Origin of the sequence: Rhizobium herbae, from assembly GCF_019511375.1 — a bacterium.
GTDB classification, from domain to species: Bacteria; Pseudomonadota; Alphaproteobacteria; order Rhizobiales; family Rhizobiaceae; genus Pararhizobium; species Pararhizobium herbae_A.
This window is the reverse complement of the sequence record NZ_JAEUAO010000003.1, coordinates 729,246-742,878: the sequence shown is the minus strand read 5'-3', so window position 1 is coordinate 742,878 and position 13,633 is coordinate 729,246. Positions and strand designations below refer to the sequence as shown.

The window sequence follows — 13,633 nt, the reverse complement described above, 5'->3', positions numbered from 1 at the left end:
CGTTAACCGCCGCGACTGTCAGGCACTTGCAAGGAACTCCTCTGTATTCATGACCTCAAGTTGAACGGAAAACCGATTTCCCATCAGTTCGAGGGAAGCGTCGTGTGTTTGGTCGGCGACGCTGCAGACCGCATCTTTCAGAATAATCGTGCGGTAGCCGAGATCGATTGCGCCCATCACCGTGGCCATGACGCAGACATCCGTCTCACCGCCACTGATGACCAGGGTCGAAACCTGTTCTCCGGAAAGGGCGGCATGCAGGCTCCCATCGAACCACGGCGAGTAGACGCGCTTATCAAAGCATCTGGCCGGAGGAATGAGCTTTTTCAGACAAGGCACGACGTCAACCATTTCGCGCGGCAACTGCTCGCCTGTCATCATCCACCATTTGCGGTAGTAGGTGCGCCAAGTCCCCGGCAAATCGTCCGGTTTGGGCGGCGGGACAAAACGCGTGAAGATGGTTCGTTGAGCGTGTCGCTCAGCAAGCTCCCTGATCTGTGGCAGCACCGTCTCCATCCACGGGACATGCCAAGGCGTCTCCTCGGCAAACATCCGTTGCATGTCGACACATATATGGCGCCATTCCATCGCATCGTCTCCGCCCGCGCCGTGTCAAACGTTGCCCCTGCCCTGAAAGTTCCCTTTTTCGAGCCGCCCCCAAGCATCCAAGGACCGCTGCACTGCGGCGGCACTGGCCTTTTTCATCGACGCGAGTGATGGGGGTCCGTCAGTACGAAGGGCGAAACTGAGATACCGGCGGACCGTGGCCCTGTCCTGGCTGTAGCCCCCGCCACTCAACTGCAGCTACAAACTCTTCCGATCCGCTCGCGATTAAAGCCGCAGCGGTGCCGCGTCGCGACAGCACCAACCAATGATCAAAGCGCTAGAGACCAGCTATTTTCGCCAGATCCTCCCGGGCACCCGGTCCGGCCGCAAGCACCGGCGCGCCTCTCGTGAGACGTTCGCCTGCAGTCGGGAACGGGTGGCACCACCCGCCCGCTTCATGGACGAGGCAATAGCCGGCAAGGCAGTCCCAGGCATGCATGCAAGGCTCATAATAGCCCACCAGCCGACCCGCAGCGACATAAGCGAGCATCAGCGCGCCTGACCCGTTGCGGACGAAGTTACCACCGGCCTCCAGCAGGCTCTCTACGATTTTGCCGACCGCGGCGGGAGAGACATAGTTGTTGGCGCCGATGCCGGTCACCGCATTCCTGATCGTGCGGCTTGGATCGAGGCTCAGCAGTTTGCCGTTCAGGATGGCACCCTGTCCCTTGGCGGCGGCATAGAGCTCGTCATGGCACGGTGAAAAGATCACCCCGATCACCGGTTCGCCATTCTGGAGCACGGCGATGGACACACACCAGTTCGGCATGCCGTTGACGAAAGGGCTGGTGCCGTCGATCGGATCGACGATCCATGTATAGCCGGATTGCCCCTCGACAAGCCCGTATTCCTCGCCGAGAAACCCGTCCTCCGCGTGAATGTTCGCGACACGCGCGCGGATGAGATTCTCCACCTCGCGATCTGCGATGGAAACGACGTCTTGTGCGTCCCGCTTCGTCTCCACCACGAGCGTGTCGCGTGTGTTGAAATAGCCGAGCGCAACGGCGCCAGCTTCCTTGGCTATGGTTTTCGCCAGCGCGAAACGGGCGTCAAGCCCGGATATCTGCGAAATCATGTCAGCTGACTTTCCTTGCTGCTTGGCGGCTTCTCCCCGGCTTTCCGCAAAATCCAATAAGCCGTTGAGGTACTCCATACCCGTGCAGAGTTGGGGGACCAGATTAAGAATATCGCTCAAAATTCACTCTCTGCGGCCACGTCCGGAACTTCCGCCGCGCCGGGGAATTTCTGACATGCTTGTTCGCCAGGGAGAAGTCCCATGTCCCATAACCCCAGCTTCTTTTCCAGATTTTCCGGGAGCGTTGCAGAATTGACCGGCAAGCCGGCGACGTTTGTGATTGCCGTCGCCGGCATCATCGTCTGGGCCGCAACCGGGCCCTTTTTCGGCTTTTCGGAGACGTGGCAACTTGTTGTCAACACTGGAACGACGATCATCACCTTTCTGATGGTCTTCGTGCTCCAGAATTCGCAGAACCGGGACGGCAGGGCGGTCCAGGCAAAACTGGACGAGCTGATCCTTACCAGCGAGGCGGAAAACCGCTTCATGGGCATTGAACATCTCGATGAGACGGAATTGAAGCGGTTGACGCTGCTGCTGAGAGAAGCCGCCGACAGCGAGCCGGATCACGCGCTTGCCGGAAAAGTCGATCACATCATCCGGGATCGGCGCACCAAGCTGAAAAAGAGGATACAACCAGCAGGAGAGCGACCGGTGGACGGGTGAGACCGTCCGCGTCCGGATTTTTTTGGCAAGTCGTCTTTTCCAACCTGCCAAGTGAACTCCAGAGCATTATATGCGTTTCTATGGGAGGAGAAAAATCATGAGCCGAGCATTTACCCGGGAGGTCGACGACGCCCCTCCCCCACCTATCTTGGAGCGAGCGATTAGCTCCGCCCGCAATCTCGTGACGCCGAACGGAGCGCGCCAAATCGAGCAGGCCATGGAATCGCTGGACCGTCAGATCGGAGCATCTGGTGATAACGATGCACTGGCCACGCTCAGGCGTGAACTGCGGTACTGGCATGCGCGTCACGCCAGGATGGAAATCGTCGAACCACCGGAAGCTCCCACCACCGTCACATTTGGAACCTATGTTGCGATCAAACGCGGTGGCGAAACCAAACATCTCCACATCGTCGGCGAGGATGAGGCCGATCCGGCGGCTGGAACGATCGCCTGGACCTCCCCTCTGGCGCGGGCGCTGGAAGGCGCACGCCCCGGTGATGTCGTCGAGTTCGAAGCGGGCGGACGGGAGGAAGAAATCCTCGTTCTGTCGGTAAAAGGTGCCTCGCAATAGGACCGAAGGGTGCGACATGCGCGTCGAGACCATTCTGTTCGGAGCAAGCGACTGGGTGCCGAACAACCCCGAATTACCGGTGGTGGTTTACCATCATGCCCTTGCAGACGAGGCCGATCTCGCCACCGTATTCGAAAATCGTTTTGCTCAAAACGGTTGGGAGAATTGCTGGCGCAACGGCGTTTTTTCCTACCAGCACTACCACGCCGGCGCCCATGAGGTGCTGGGCATCGCCCGTGGCGAGGCCCGGCTTTTGATCGGTGGAGCCGGCGGTCGCCAGATCGACGTATCGGCAGGCGACTGCATCGTCCTGCCGGCGGGGACGGGACATTGCCGGATCAGCGCCGGTCCGGACTTTCTGGTCGTCGGCGCTTACCCGCCGAACCAGACGGCGGACATCAAGACGGGGGCTGCCGGCCCGAGGGAGCTGCAGACTATCCGCGCGTTACCCTTGCCCCTGGCTGACCCGATCGGAGGCAATCCCGGTGTTCTGACCGATGCATGGCACATCGACGGATGAACGGCTCACGCCCGCCAGCGGCCGCCACGCGCGTTGCATCGGATGCTGGTTCTTCCGGTTTGGATGTGACCCTGTCTCAGCCACTCCAGCAGCGGCATCCGCAGACAAAATTGCACCCTTTTGTTGATCTCCTCCGCGAAACGCGCCAAGACCGTGGCGCGAACAATCGAGGACATGATTTGGAGACCACGCTCTATCTGCCGATCAAGCGCTTCCTTGAGGCCGCCGGGTACAGCGTCAAGGGCGAAATCGCCGGCTGCGACATCGTGGGGCTTACCGTCGACGAACCGCCGGTCGTCGTCATCTGCGAATTGAAACTAAGCTTCAATCTCGAACTCATCCTGCAGGCTGTCGACAGGGCATCGGCCAGCGACGAAGTGTGGATTGCAGCCCGGGTTTCGGCCAGGGGAAAGGGCCGTGAAAGCGACCGCCGCTACCGCGACCTCTGCCGCCGGCTGGGCTTCGGCATGCTTGGCGTCGCCGATAATGGCACCGTCGATGTCATCGTCAGCCCGATTGCGCCGATGCCGCGCAAGAATCTTCGCAAGCGCTCGCGTCTGATGGACGAGCACAAGCGCCGGAAGGGCGATCCTGCAGTCGGGGGAAGTACGAGAGCGCCGATCATGACGGCCTATCGCCAGCAAGCGCTGGCCTGCGCCGCTGCCCTGCGCGATGGGCCGCTACGCCCAAAGGACCTGAAGGCCATCGTACCGGCGGCAGCCAACATCTTGCGGGGCAATGTCTACGGCTGGTTCGAGCGTCTCGACCGCGGCATTTACGGACTGACCGCAGCGGGTGGCGACGCGCTGTTGCGCTGGTCAATATTGCCGACTGACGAGGCTGTGACAGGCCCCTTTGCCGTCGAAGGACGTGAGCACGCTCTCGACATCCCTGGAGACGCTGGCTAAGCCGATCGGATCGTGCAATTCAATCGCGTTCATGTGCCTGCCATCCCATCGGCAGGGACGCGCTCAATAGTCCGATTGATCTCGACCGATCATTCCCGATCGAAGGCGGTGATGATGGGGCACGGGCCACTTGAGGTGGAACCACAGGCATGGGCGAGCCGGCGGAGCGAATCGCGCGCCGCCTGCAGTTCGGCGATCTTGGCGTCGAGAGCCGCGATGCGCTCGGCGGCAAGCGTGCGGGCGCGCTGCCGATCTTCACCGGCATCCAGTTGCAGCAATTCGCCAATCTGATCGAGCGTGAAACCGGCCGATTGGGCCGAGCGAATGAAACGAAGGCGGCGGACGTCCTCTTCCCCATAGCGCCGAACACCGCCGACGAGACCCACACCACCTGTCCGTTCCGGTGTATCGAGCAGGCGCCGCCGCTGGTAGAAGCGGACCGTCTCGACGCCGACGCCGCCTTCGCGGGCGAGCGCTGCAATCGTCATGTTCTTCATCGCTTGACTCCGTACCATGGTACGGACCTTATACTTCCGGCAATCGATAAAACCAACCGAAATGAAAGATTGCACCATGCTTGACCGCGTACCCAAACAGGCCACGCTCTACCGGATGGTCATGGCTAAACATATCTGCCCCTACGGGCTGAAGGCCAAGAATCTCCTGCAGCGCGAAGGCTATACAGTCGACGACCGGTGGCTGACCTCGCGCGAGCAGACCGACGCTTTCAAGGCCGAGCACAACGTCAAGACGACGCCGCAAGCCTTTCTCAATGGCGCACGCGTCGGCGGCTATGACGATTTGCGCCGCCATTTTGGCAAGCCTGTCCATGACCCGAAGGCCGTTACCTATCGTCCTGTCATGGCTGTATTTGCCGTGACGGCCCTGATGGCGCTCGCCACAAGCTATGCCGCCTATGGCGACATCGTCACGGTGCGTGCGGCCGAGTGGTTCATCGCGTTCACCATGGCGGTGCTCGCCCTATTGAAGCTGCAGAACGTCGAGGGGTTCTCGACGATGTTCCTGAACTACGACCTGCTGGCCAAGCGCTGGGTCCGCTACAGCTATATCTACCCGTTTGCAGAACTCGGGGCGGGCATCCTCATGGTTGCAGGAGCGCTGAACTGGATTTCGATTCCCGTCGCGCTGTTCATCGGCACGATTGGGTCCATTTCGGTATTCAAGGCGGTCTATATCGACAAGCGGGAACTCAAATGCGCCTGCGTCGGTGGCGCCAGCAACGTGCCGCTCGGCTTCGTCTCCTTGACGGAGAACCTGATGATGGTGGCCATGGCAATCTGGATGCTGGCGGCAATCCTGTCCGGCAATGGCGCCGAACACCTCATGCCGGCAGCGGGCGCGATTTGAACTAGGGCCGGGTGGAGACACGGCCCATTCTCGACAGCAGGATAACAGGCAGGATGCCGATGGCGACGATGGCGAGAGCGGCGATGGATGCCTCTTCATAGGTGCCCCTCGCCGCCTCGCCGTAGAGATGCGTCGCAAAGGTCTCGACGTTCAGCGGGCGTAAAAGCAGGGTGGCGGGAAGCTCCTTGACACAGTCCACGAAGACCAACAGTCCGGCGGCAGTAATCGCAGCCTTGGACAGCGGCAGATGGACATATCGGAAGGCGCCCATCTTCGACTGGCCCAGGGTGCGGGCGGCATGATCAAACGAGATGGGGATACGTGAAAGTCCCGCCTCGATACCGCCAGCCGAAATGGCAAGAAATCGCACCGTATAGGCATAGAGCAGCGCTGCACTCGATCCCATGGTCAGCAACCCGGTCGAGATGCCGAACCAGGCGATCGCCGTGTGGTCGACGAACCGATCGAATGTTCCAAGCACGATGAGGATGCCGATTGCCACGACCGTACCGGGGGCGGCGTAGCCGAGCGTCGAGAGCCGGTGAAACCAGAATGTCAGGAGGCCGGGGCGCAAGCGCCCGGCATAGGCAACCAGCAGGCCGAAAACAACCGTCATGGCAGTCGCAGCGGCCGCCAGGCCGATGGTGTTGGCGGCCTCATAGAAGAACCGCGACGAAAACCCGGCAAATTCCACCCTTTTCCAGGCCGCGACGACGAGGTAGGCCGCAGGAGCGGCAAAACCGACAAGTATCGGCAGAAGCCCTGCGATGAACAGAAGCAGACCAGTCGCCGAAGAAACACGGCCGGGTTCGAAGGCCCGACTACGCTGCGCGCTCGACGCGTAGCGCTGCTTTCCCCTGCCCCATCGTTCCCACGCCACCAGGGCCACGACCATCGCAAGCAATGCCAGGGCAATCTGTGCCGCCCCCGGCAGATCAGACCGGGTGACCCAGGTGGTGTAGATGGAGACGGTCAGCGTCCTGACGCCGAGAAACTCGGAGGCGCCGATATCGTTGAGCGTTTCCATCAGCGCAAGACTGACCCCGACGGCAACCGCGGGCCGCGCCAGCGGCAGGGCGACACGCCAGAAGATCGCGCGCCTGGAAACGCCGAGCGTTCTTGCAGCCTCGATCAGATTGGCGGCCTGCGTCAGGAACATCGCCCGAACGGGGATGTAGACGTAAGGATAGAGGACAAAACCAAGAAGCACGATGCAGCCGGTCATCGAGCGCAAATCCGGCAGGCGAAACTCCCTCGGGCTGGAATAGCCGAGCAGCCATCGCACCGCCCCCTGCACCGGCCCTATTGGATGGAGGATGTCGAGATAGGCATAAGCGATAATATAGGTTGGCACTGCCAAAGGAAGGAGCAGCGCCCATTCCAGCACCCGGCGGCCTGGAAACATATAGGCCGTGACAAGCCAGGCCGTCGTCGTTCCAATAATGGCAGCGATCAGACCGACTCCGGACAAAAGGATGATCGTATCCATCAGCGCGACGGGCAGGACAGTTGAGACAAGATGCGACCACAGTCCCGCGGATCCCTGTGCCGCCTGCAGCAACAACGCCAGGAACGGCAGCATGACGAAACAGGCGACGGCGCCCGTGCAGACCAGCCATCTGGATCCGGTCGAGCGCCGGTGCCGGCTTCGTGCGGCGCTGGTCATCAAGGGCTATCCAATTCATCGGCGACAAGAAGGCGCCCGCACACACCGCCGGCGCCTTCCTGTTTTAGTTGTCGAAGCCGACCTTGTCGACCAGTTCGCTTGCCTGCTTACGATGGCTGACAATTTCCGTCAAAGGCTTCGGATCGATCTTCAGTTCACCGAAAGATGCGATGATCGGGTCTGTCGCGGCACCCGGCTTCACCGGATACTCGAAATTTGCTTCCGCGTAGATCTTCTGGGCCTCGTCGGAGACGAGGTACTCCAAGAGCTTTACGGCTTCCTCCTTGTTCGGCGCATGTTTTGCGACCGCAGCGCCACTGACGTTGACCTGCGTTCCGCCATCCTTGAAGGTCGGCAGGATGACCTTGATGGCATTGCCCCAGGCTGCCTGCTCCTCACCGCCCTTGCCCGAGCGCATGAGGCCGACATAATAGGAGTTGGCAATGGCGATATCGCAAATCCCTCCGGCAATATCCTTGGCGCCGTCGCGGTCGCCGCCGGCTGCCTTGCGCGCCAGATTGTCCTTGACGCCGGCGAGCCATTTCTCCGTCGCTTCAGTGCCGTAATGAGCGATGTAGTCCGCAAAGAGCGCGGTGTTGTACGGATGCTGGCCGGAGCGAATGCAAATCTTGCCCTTCCATTTCGGATCGGCCAGATCCTCGTAGTTGAGGGCTGCGAGATCGAGGTCCTTCGCCGCATAGACGACGCGGGCGCGCATGGAGAGGGCAAACCAATTGCCCTTCGCATCGCGCAGTTGCTCCGGGATAGACTGCGTCAAAATAGCAGACTCGACCGGCTGGGTGACGCCCTTTTCGGCGAGATCGACGAGATTGCCAGCATCGACGGTCATCAGGATATCGGCCGGCGAGCTTTCGCCTTCGGCTGCGACGCGCTCGACCAGTCCGTCCTTGAGAAAGACCGTGTTGACTTTGGTGCCAGTGGCCGCCGTGAAGGCATCGAGGAGCGGCTGGACGAGACCCGGCTCGCGCGTGGTGTAGATATTAAGCTCCGCCGCCGACACAGCGCTCGCGCCGAGCAACAAGGTCGCCGAGAGCAGTGCAGATTTTCCGATGATCGACATGGTCGTTTATCCTCCAGATGAATTGCGCCACGCTGTCGAGCATTAATGGAGGCGCAAGGTCAAGATTAACAAGGGCGGTTTACCGTAAAGGCCGCCTGGGCCCTCAGGTTGCGGCAAATGCCAGGCAACTCTCCGGCGAGACGACCAGGCCGACAAGGTCCGTCCCGGCTTCCAGGCGCTCCATCGTTTTCACGAGCAACGGCTGCTCCAGGCCGTCCACCTTGACGGCAAGCTGCTCGACGTCGCCGAGGAAAACCCGGCTCTGCACGTGTCCGCGGAATTGCCCGTCTCCGCGCGACACCGAAATTCCCTGTGTGCGGATATAGAGCGTGGCGGGGCTGCCTTCGCCGAGATCCAGCCTCTGGGCAAACCGGCCGATAGCCGTTTCGACATGACCCTCACGGAAGACGCCCGGAACCTTGTTGAAGGCGCAGAAGAACTCGGCGGCATAAGGATTCACGGGTCGGTCATGCAGGTCGTAGCCCGACCCGGTCTGGACGATGCGGCCAGCCCGCATCAGGACAATGCGGTCGCCTGCCGATAGCGCTTCCTCGGGATCATGGGTGACCATGATCACCGTCGTTCCGAGCCGTCGCAGAAGCGAAAGCGTTTCATCGCGCACCCGATCGCGCAGCCCGCGGTCCAGGTTGGAAAACGGCTCGTCCATCAGCAGGATATCCGGTTGGGGCGCAAGCGCGCGAGCGAGGGCGGCGCGCTGCTGTTCGCCGCCCGACAGCATATGCGGATATCTGGCCCTCAGGTGCTCTATGCCGATATGGTCGAGAATTTCGTTGACCCGGTGTGCAGCAGCTTTTTTCGGACGGCCCCTGAGCCCGAACAGGATGTTCTGCTCGACGGTCAGATGCGGGAACAGAGCGTAGTCCTGAAAAACAAAACCGATCTTGCGATCCTCCGGCTCCACGAAAATCGAAGGACCCGAAACCTCGTCACCGTTCAGCAGGATGCGGCCGGCATCGATCGTATCGACGCCGGCGATCATTCTCAGCAATGTCGATTTTCCGCAGCCAGAACGGCCAACGAGACAGATGATCTCGCCGGAGCCGATCGTCAGCGACACGTCGTCCAGAGCGGCGGTCTTTCCGAACCTGCGGCTTACATTGCGAAGTTCGAGGGCCGGATCTTCTGCTGCCGGAATCAAATTCTTCTCCGTCTTACGGTTCCATGCGCCCAAGGTCATCGTTCCTTGCGAAAACACCTATGCGTCTGCCAATAACTTGACAATAGCATTCATGCATTTCATAGGGGAACAAATCCGACTTCCCTTAATCTTTCCACACTGATTGCTCACATGGCACCGCTCTTCACGTCCACGCTGGCAAATTGGGGCGATGCGCCGGCACTGCTTTTCCCAGACCGCGAGCCAATCACCTATCGGGAGCTGGCCGACCGCGTCAGCCGCAAATCCGCAACATTTGGTGCGGGGAAGCTGCTGGTTGCTGTGGAAGCGTCGCATTCCGAGCATGCCATCATCGGCTATCTCGCGGCGCTTCAGGCGGGCCACGCCGTCGTCATGGTCCCGCCCGCGGATCACGCACAAAGCGCGATCATCGACGATGCCTTTGCACCCGACATCCACTTTCGCCAGAGACGCGGGCGCTGGGAGATGTCCCGCCGCGGCTGCGGTGAGGCCGGCGTAGCGCCCCATTCCGATCTGGCGCTTCTGCTCATGACATCCGGCAGTACGGGCCGCGCCAAGGCGGTAAGGCTTTCAAGCCATAACCTTGACGCGAATGCGGCGTCGATTGCGCAGTATCTCGGGCTGACACCATCCGACCGCAGTTGCATGGTGCTGCCCTTGCATTACTGCTACGGGCTCTCCGTGCTGCATTCGCATCTTGCCGTCGGCGCGAGCCTGTATTTCCCAAAGGTCCCGATTTCGGATCCGCATTTCTGCGAGCGGCTGGAACGTGCCGGGTGCACGAATTTTTCAGGCGTGCCCTATTCCTACGAGCTTCTGGAAAGCATCGATTTTCGCAACAAGCGGCCCGCATCCCTGCGGTTCATGACGGTTGCCGGCGGTCGGCTTTCGCCCGATATCATCCGACCCTACAATCGCCTGATGCGCGAAAACGGCGGCGCATTCTTCGCAATGTACGGCCAGACGGAAGCCACGGCCCGGCTGGCCTATGTGCCGCCGGATAAGCTTGAGGGCAACGAGGATCGGATCGGCGTCGCAATTCCCGGCGGTACGCTGACCTTGGAAGACGAGGAAGGACGGCCGATCCTGTTGCCGGGGCAGCCCGGTGAACTCGTGTATCGCGGCCCGAACGTCATGATGGGATATGCAAGCTCGCGCCGCGAACTGACCCGCGGCCACGATCTCGATTGCCTGAAAACGGGCGATCTCGCCGAACTGGACGACCAGCGGCTCTTTCGCATCTGCGGGCGTCTGAAGCGTATTTCGAAGATCGCCGGTCTCAGGATCAGTCATGATGCGATGGAACAGGCGCTCGAGAAACATGGCATTCGCGCGGCCGTCATCGGCAACGACAAGGTAATCCATGCCTATTGCGCCGGTCCTGCCGATGAGCTTGAGGCAAAGCGCATTCTGGCAACGGCAAGTGGGCTCACCCTGTTGCAGGTCGGCGCCACGGCGCGGGCAAAGCTGCCCCGCCTTTCGTCCGGCAAGATCGACTATGGACGGCTGACGGCAGAATTTTCCGCAAAGAATACGGAGAACGACGACCGGAAAGACACCGTCCAGGACGTCTTTGCTCAAGTGTTTTACCCGGTCCGGGTCAGTCCGCGAGACAGTTTTCTGTCGCTGGGAGGGGATTCGCTGCGCTTTGTCCAGCTCTCGATCGCGTTGGAGCGCATCCTCGGTGAAGCGCCGGTGAATTGGGAAAGGCTTTCCATTTCGGACCTAACCGACAGAACCAAGCGGACTGAAACAGCCCCGGCGCTGGAGACCAGCCTTCTCATCCGGGCGTTCGCCATCCTCTTCGTCGTCGTGCAGCATGAGACGCTCTGGCCGATTCCAGGCGGTTCCGCCGCGATGGTCCTGCTTGTCGGCTTCGGACTTGCGCGCTTTCAATGGCGGGCCGTTGCGGAGTTCGATATCATTCGACTTCTCCGCTCTGCACTTCCAATTGTGATCCCCTACTATCTCATTGTCGCAGGCTACGCGGTCGCCTGGGGTGAGGTGCCATGGGCGTCCATGGTGATGGCCGGGAATCTCGGCTTTGCCGATCCCGAGCGACACACCATGCTTCCCTACCTCTATTGGTTCGTCGAAGCCTATTGCCAGATGCTCTTGCTGTTCGCCGCCTTCTTTGCCCTTCCGCCCGTTCGAAAAATGGCAGCACGGTCACCGTTCTCGTCGGGACTGGTGCTGCTGGGCGTGGCGCTGCTTGCCCGCCTGATCATTCCCGACCTCTGGCAAATCGGGAACCGGCAGATTTTCACATTGCCGTGGATGCTCTATCTCGCCGCGATCGGCCTCCTGGCGGCTTTCGCGGATACGACCTCCAAGCGGCTGTTCCTGATGGCGGCTGGCCTGGTCGTCTTCAGCTTTTTCGCGTTCTACGAAAGCGTCTGGATCGGCACGCGGGTCAAATATTTCCTGCAGGTTCCCGTTTTGGCACTCCTCTTGTTCCTCCCGCGGCTACCTGTTCCGCGAGCGCTGAAAGCGCTCGTCCTGCCGGTTTCTGCCGCCAGTTTTCACATCTACCTCCTCCACCGTTTCATGCCGGAACTGCTTCTCCTTCCGCTTTCCGGAAAAATCTCCGCTCCGGCATTTTCGATACTCGCCATTGTCGGAGGCGTGGCCTTGGGGATCATTGCATGGTGGGGCCAAAAACAGGTCCTGTCGTACCTCTCCAAACACCGGGATCTCTCCTCCGGGCTCACCACCATTGCGCTTCGCCGGCACTGCCTCGCTGCAGTCGATTTAGCCAAACGGATCAGCATGCCGAGCGCCGCGCCATATGGCGGCCGTCAAGATAGATGAGCAGCGCAAGCCCCAGCATGCCGGCACAGGCACCGAGCTTCGATGCACCGGAATAGTCGCTGAAACGGGTTCCGAGAGCAAACAGTATCGCGCTCAGCCCGCCGCTCAGGAACAGGTTGACCGAAATCAGCGAACTGCCGAGACCGGGGCGATCGGCGATCAGGTCCTGGATGTAGGTGATCGGGATGCTGATCAGTGCGGCAGCGGCGAAAGCGCTGAGCGGCGTCAGGGCATAGACGTGCCAGGGTGCTGAGGAAAAGCCGAGCAGCGTCAGGTAGACGGCATAGAGCGCCGTGCCGGCTGCAAGCGCCGTTACTGGATGCAGGTGAAGCTGGATGCGCGCCCAGACGAAAATGAACACGACCTCGAGGAAGGCGATCATCCCGACGATGAGGCCGATATCCGTGACCTTGCCGCCCGCGGCGCCGGTGATGATCAGCGGCTGGACCGCCGCGTTGACATGCAGTGTCGACGTGATCAGGGAAACTGCCATCAGCCGCCCGAACACCTTGGGCGATAGGACTTCGGCAAAGGAGGCGAGGAAGGAATGGCGGCGGTCGATCGGCGGTGTGGCCTTGCCTGCCGGCAGTTTGAAATAAACCAAAGCCAGATTGGCGACGCAGCCGAGGCAGGCAAGCAGATAGGCGGGCATCATGCTGCCGCCGCCCGTCAGGACGAGCGCGACAAGTCCCGGAACCAGAACCCAGGCGACGGAAATCGCCGCACGAACACCGGAATTGATCGCCGCCGCATCCCGTCCTCCCCCGGCGTTTGCGACCGCACGGACATTCGCAAACAGCAGCGAGTTCATGGCGTTGTAGACTGGCAAGATGATCAGCGTGCACACCACGAAGCTCGCTGCCACCGGTACGGCATAAACGAGACCGTAGCCGACAATGCCGAACGTCATGACAGTCATCAGCAGGATCCGATAGTTGCCGATCCTGTCGGCGAGCACGCCGACCCAGAGGCTTGCAACGACGTTGACGGCGGCGGCCGTGAAAATCAGGATCGAATAGAGGCCGTCGCTCAGGCCCAGTTCCGTGATGCCGATGACGGACTGATATGGCGACGTCGCCGCGCCGGTGAAGCCGAACAGGAAAATCGCGATCATGCTCAACCGAACCACCGGGTGGCGGAACGCGATCGACAGCGTGGGGGTCATGATGAAAACACAGAGAGAGAGAGAGAGAGAGAGA

General features: G+C 60.9%; 13 protein-coding genes. 6 read left to right on the top strand and 7 right to left on the bottom strand.

The genetic code is table 11. The features are described 5' to 3' along the window. Positions 1-18 precede the first annotated feature (18 nt). Complete coding sequence (locus JNB71_RS16585) at positions 19-588, bottom strand: cysteine hydrolase family protein (protein WP_220372870.1); 570 nt, start codon at positions 586-588, stop codon at positions 19-21. 295 nt (positions 589-883) lie between these two features. Then, positions 884-1,681, bottom strand: a complete 798-nt coding sequence (locus tag JNB71_RS16580; RefSeq protein WP_220372869.1) for an inositol monophosphatase family protein — start codon at positions 1,679-1,681, stop codon at positions 884-886. Positions 1,682-1,882: 201 nt separating this feature from the next. On the opposite strand from JNB71_RS16580, the gene JNB71_RS16575 reads away from it, so the two are divergent. The 4 genes from JNB71_RS16575 to JNB71_RS16560 all read left to right on the top strand — a co-directional run bounded on the left by JNB71_RS16575 (position 1,883) and on the right by JNB71_RS16560 (position 4,349). Beyond that, positions 1,883-2,347 carry a low affinity iron permease family protein gene (locus JNB71_RS16575; protein WP_220372868.1) on the top strand — a complete coding sequence of 155 codons (465 nt, stop codon included), beginning with the start codon at positions 1,883-1,885 and terminating at the stop codon, positions 2,345-2,347. Positions 2,348-2,444: 97 nt separating this feature from the next. Next, the gene (locus tag JNB71_RS16570; RefSeq protein ID WP_220372867.1) at positions 2,445-2,921 is read left to right on the top strand and encodes a GreA/GreB family elongation factor; all 477 of its coding nucleotides are present in this window, start codon (positions 2,445-2,447) and stop codon (positions 2,919-2,921) included. A 16-nt stretch (positions 2,922-2,937) separates the two neighbouring features. Continuing rightward, a complete protein-coding gene (locus tag JNB71_RS16565) occupies positions 2,938-3,441 on the top strand; it encodes a cupin domain-containing protein (RefSeq protein WP_220372866.1) in 504 nt (167 codons plus the stop codon). 179 nt (positions 3,442-3,620) lie between these two features. Further along, complete coding sequence (locus JNB71_RS16560; RefSeq protein WP_220372865.1) at positions 3,621-4,349, top strand: DUF2161 domain-containing phosphodiesterase; 729 nt, start codon at positions 3,621-3,623, stop codon at positions 4,347-4,349. Between the two features lie 89 nt (positions 4,350-4,438). Here the strand turns inward: JNB71_RS16560 and JNB71_RS16555 are convergent, their stop codons facing one another. Then, complete coding sequence (locus JNB71_RS16555) at positions 4,439-4,864, bottom strand: MerR family DNA-binding protein (RefSeq protein WP_220372864.1); 426 nt, start codon at positions 4,862-4,864, stop codon at positions 4,439-4,441. Positions 4,865-4,922: 58 nt separating this feature from the next. On the opposite strand from JNB71_RS16555, the gene JNB71_RS16550 reads away from it, so the two are divergent. Beyond that, a complete protein-coding gene (locus JNB71_RS16550; RefSeq protein WP_220372863.1) occupies positions 4,923-5,717 on the top strand; it encodes a MauE/DoxX family redox-associated membrane protein in 795 nt (264 codons plus the stop codon). 1 nt (position 5,718) lies between these two features. Here JNB71_RS16550 and JNB71_RS16545 read toward each other — a convergent pair whose 3' ends face one another. The 3 genes from JNB71_RS16545 to JNB71_RS16535 form a co-directional block, all read right to left on the bottom strand. Beyond that, a complete protein-coding gene (locus JNB71_RS16545; protein ID WP_431029082.1) occupies positions 5,719-7,383 on the bottom strand; it encodes an ABC transporter permease in 1,665 nt (554 codons plus the stop codon). A gap of 64 nt (positions 7,384-7,447) precedes the next feature. Next, positions 7,448-8,464: a Fe(3+) ABC transporter substrate-binding protein gene (locus JNB71_RS16540; RefSeq protein ID WP_220372862.1), complete on the bottom strand. Its 1,017-nt coding sequence runs from the start codon at positions 8,462-8,464 to the stop codon at positions 7,448-7,450. Between the two features lie 103 nt (positions 8,465-8,567). Continuing rightward, positions 8,568-9,662 (bottom strand): ABC transporter ATP-binding protein, encoded by a 1,095-nt coding sequence (locus tag JNB71_RS16535; protein ID WP_220372861.1) that lies wholly within the window; start codon positions 9,660-9,662, stop codon positions 8,568-8,570. A gap of 111 nt (positions 9,663-9,773) precedes the next feature. Here JNB71_RS16535 and JNB71_RS16530 point away from each other — a divergent pair, with 111 nt between their 5' ends. Next, positions 9,774-12,434, top strand: a complete 2,661-nt coding sequence (locus tag JNB71_RS16530; RefSeq protein WP_220372860.1) for an AMP-binding protein — start codon at positions 9,774-9,776, stop codon at positions 12,432-12,434. Here the strand turns inward: JNB71_RS16530 and JNB71_RS16525 are convergent. Further along, entirely contained in the window at positions 12,388-13,599 is a 1,212-nt protein-coding gene (locus tag JNB71_RS16525) for an MFS transporter (RefSeq protein ID WP_220372859.1), read from the bottom strand. The two genes, JNB71_RS16530 and JNB71_RS16525, sit on opposite strands and share 47 nt — an antisense overlap. Between the last annotated feature and the right edge of the window lie 34 nt (positions 13,600-13,633).

Excerpts from the sequence above, each read along its gene's own strand:
- JNB71_RS16585 (WP_220372870.1), bottom strand. The coding sequence starts at position 588 with ATGGAATGGCGCCATATATGTGTCGACATGCAACGGATGTTTGCCGAG.
- JNB71_RS16580 (WP_220372869.1), bottom strand. The coding sequence starts at position 1,681 with ATGATTTCGCAGATATCCGGGCTTGACGCCCGTTTCGCGCTGGCGAAA.
- JNB71_RS16575 (WP_220372868.1), top strand. The coding sequence starts at position 1,883 with ATGTCCCATAACCCCAGCTTCTTTTCCAGATTTTCCGGGAGCGTTGCA.
- JNB71_RS16570 (WP_220372867.1), top strand. The coding sequence starts at position 2,445 with ATGAGCCGAGCATTTACCCGGGAGGTCGACGACGCCCCTCCCCCACCT.
- JNB71_RS16565 (WP_220372866.1), top strand. The coding sequence starts at position 2,938 with ATGCGCGTCGAGACCATTCTGTTCGGAGCAAGCGACTGGGTGCCGAAC.
- JNB71_RS16555 (WP_220372864.1), bottom strand. The coding sequence starts at position 4,864 with ATGGTACGGAGTCAAGCGATGAAGAACATGACGATTGCAGCGCTCGCC.
- JNB71_RS16550 (WP_220372863.1), top strand. The coding sequence starts at position 4,923 with ATGCTTGACCGCGTACCCAAACAGGCCACGCTCTACCGGATGGTCATG.
- JNB71_RS16545 (WP_431029082.1), bottom strand. The coding sequence starts at position 7,383 with ATGACCAGCGCCGCACGAAGCCGGCACCGGCGCTCGACCGGATCCAGA.
- JNB71_RS16540 (WP_220372862.1), bottom strand. The coding sequence starts at position 8,464 with ATGTCGATCATCGGAAAATCTGCACTGCTCTCGGCGACCTTGTTGCTC.
- JNB71_RS16535 (WP_220372861.1), bottom strand. The coding sequence starts at position 9,662 with ATGACCTTGGGCGCATGGAACCGTAAGACGGAGAAGAATTTGATTCCG.
- JNB71_RS16530 (WP_220372860.1), top strand. The coding sequence starts at position 9,774 with ATGGCACCGCTCTTCACGTCCACGCTGGCAAATTGGGGCGATGCGCCG.
- JNB71_RS16525 (WP_220372859.1), bottom strand. The coding sequence starts at position 13,599 with ATGACCCCCACGCTGTCGATCGCGTTCCGCCACCCGGTGGTTCGGTTG.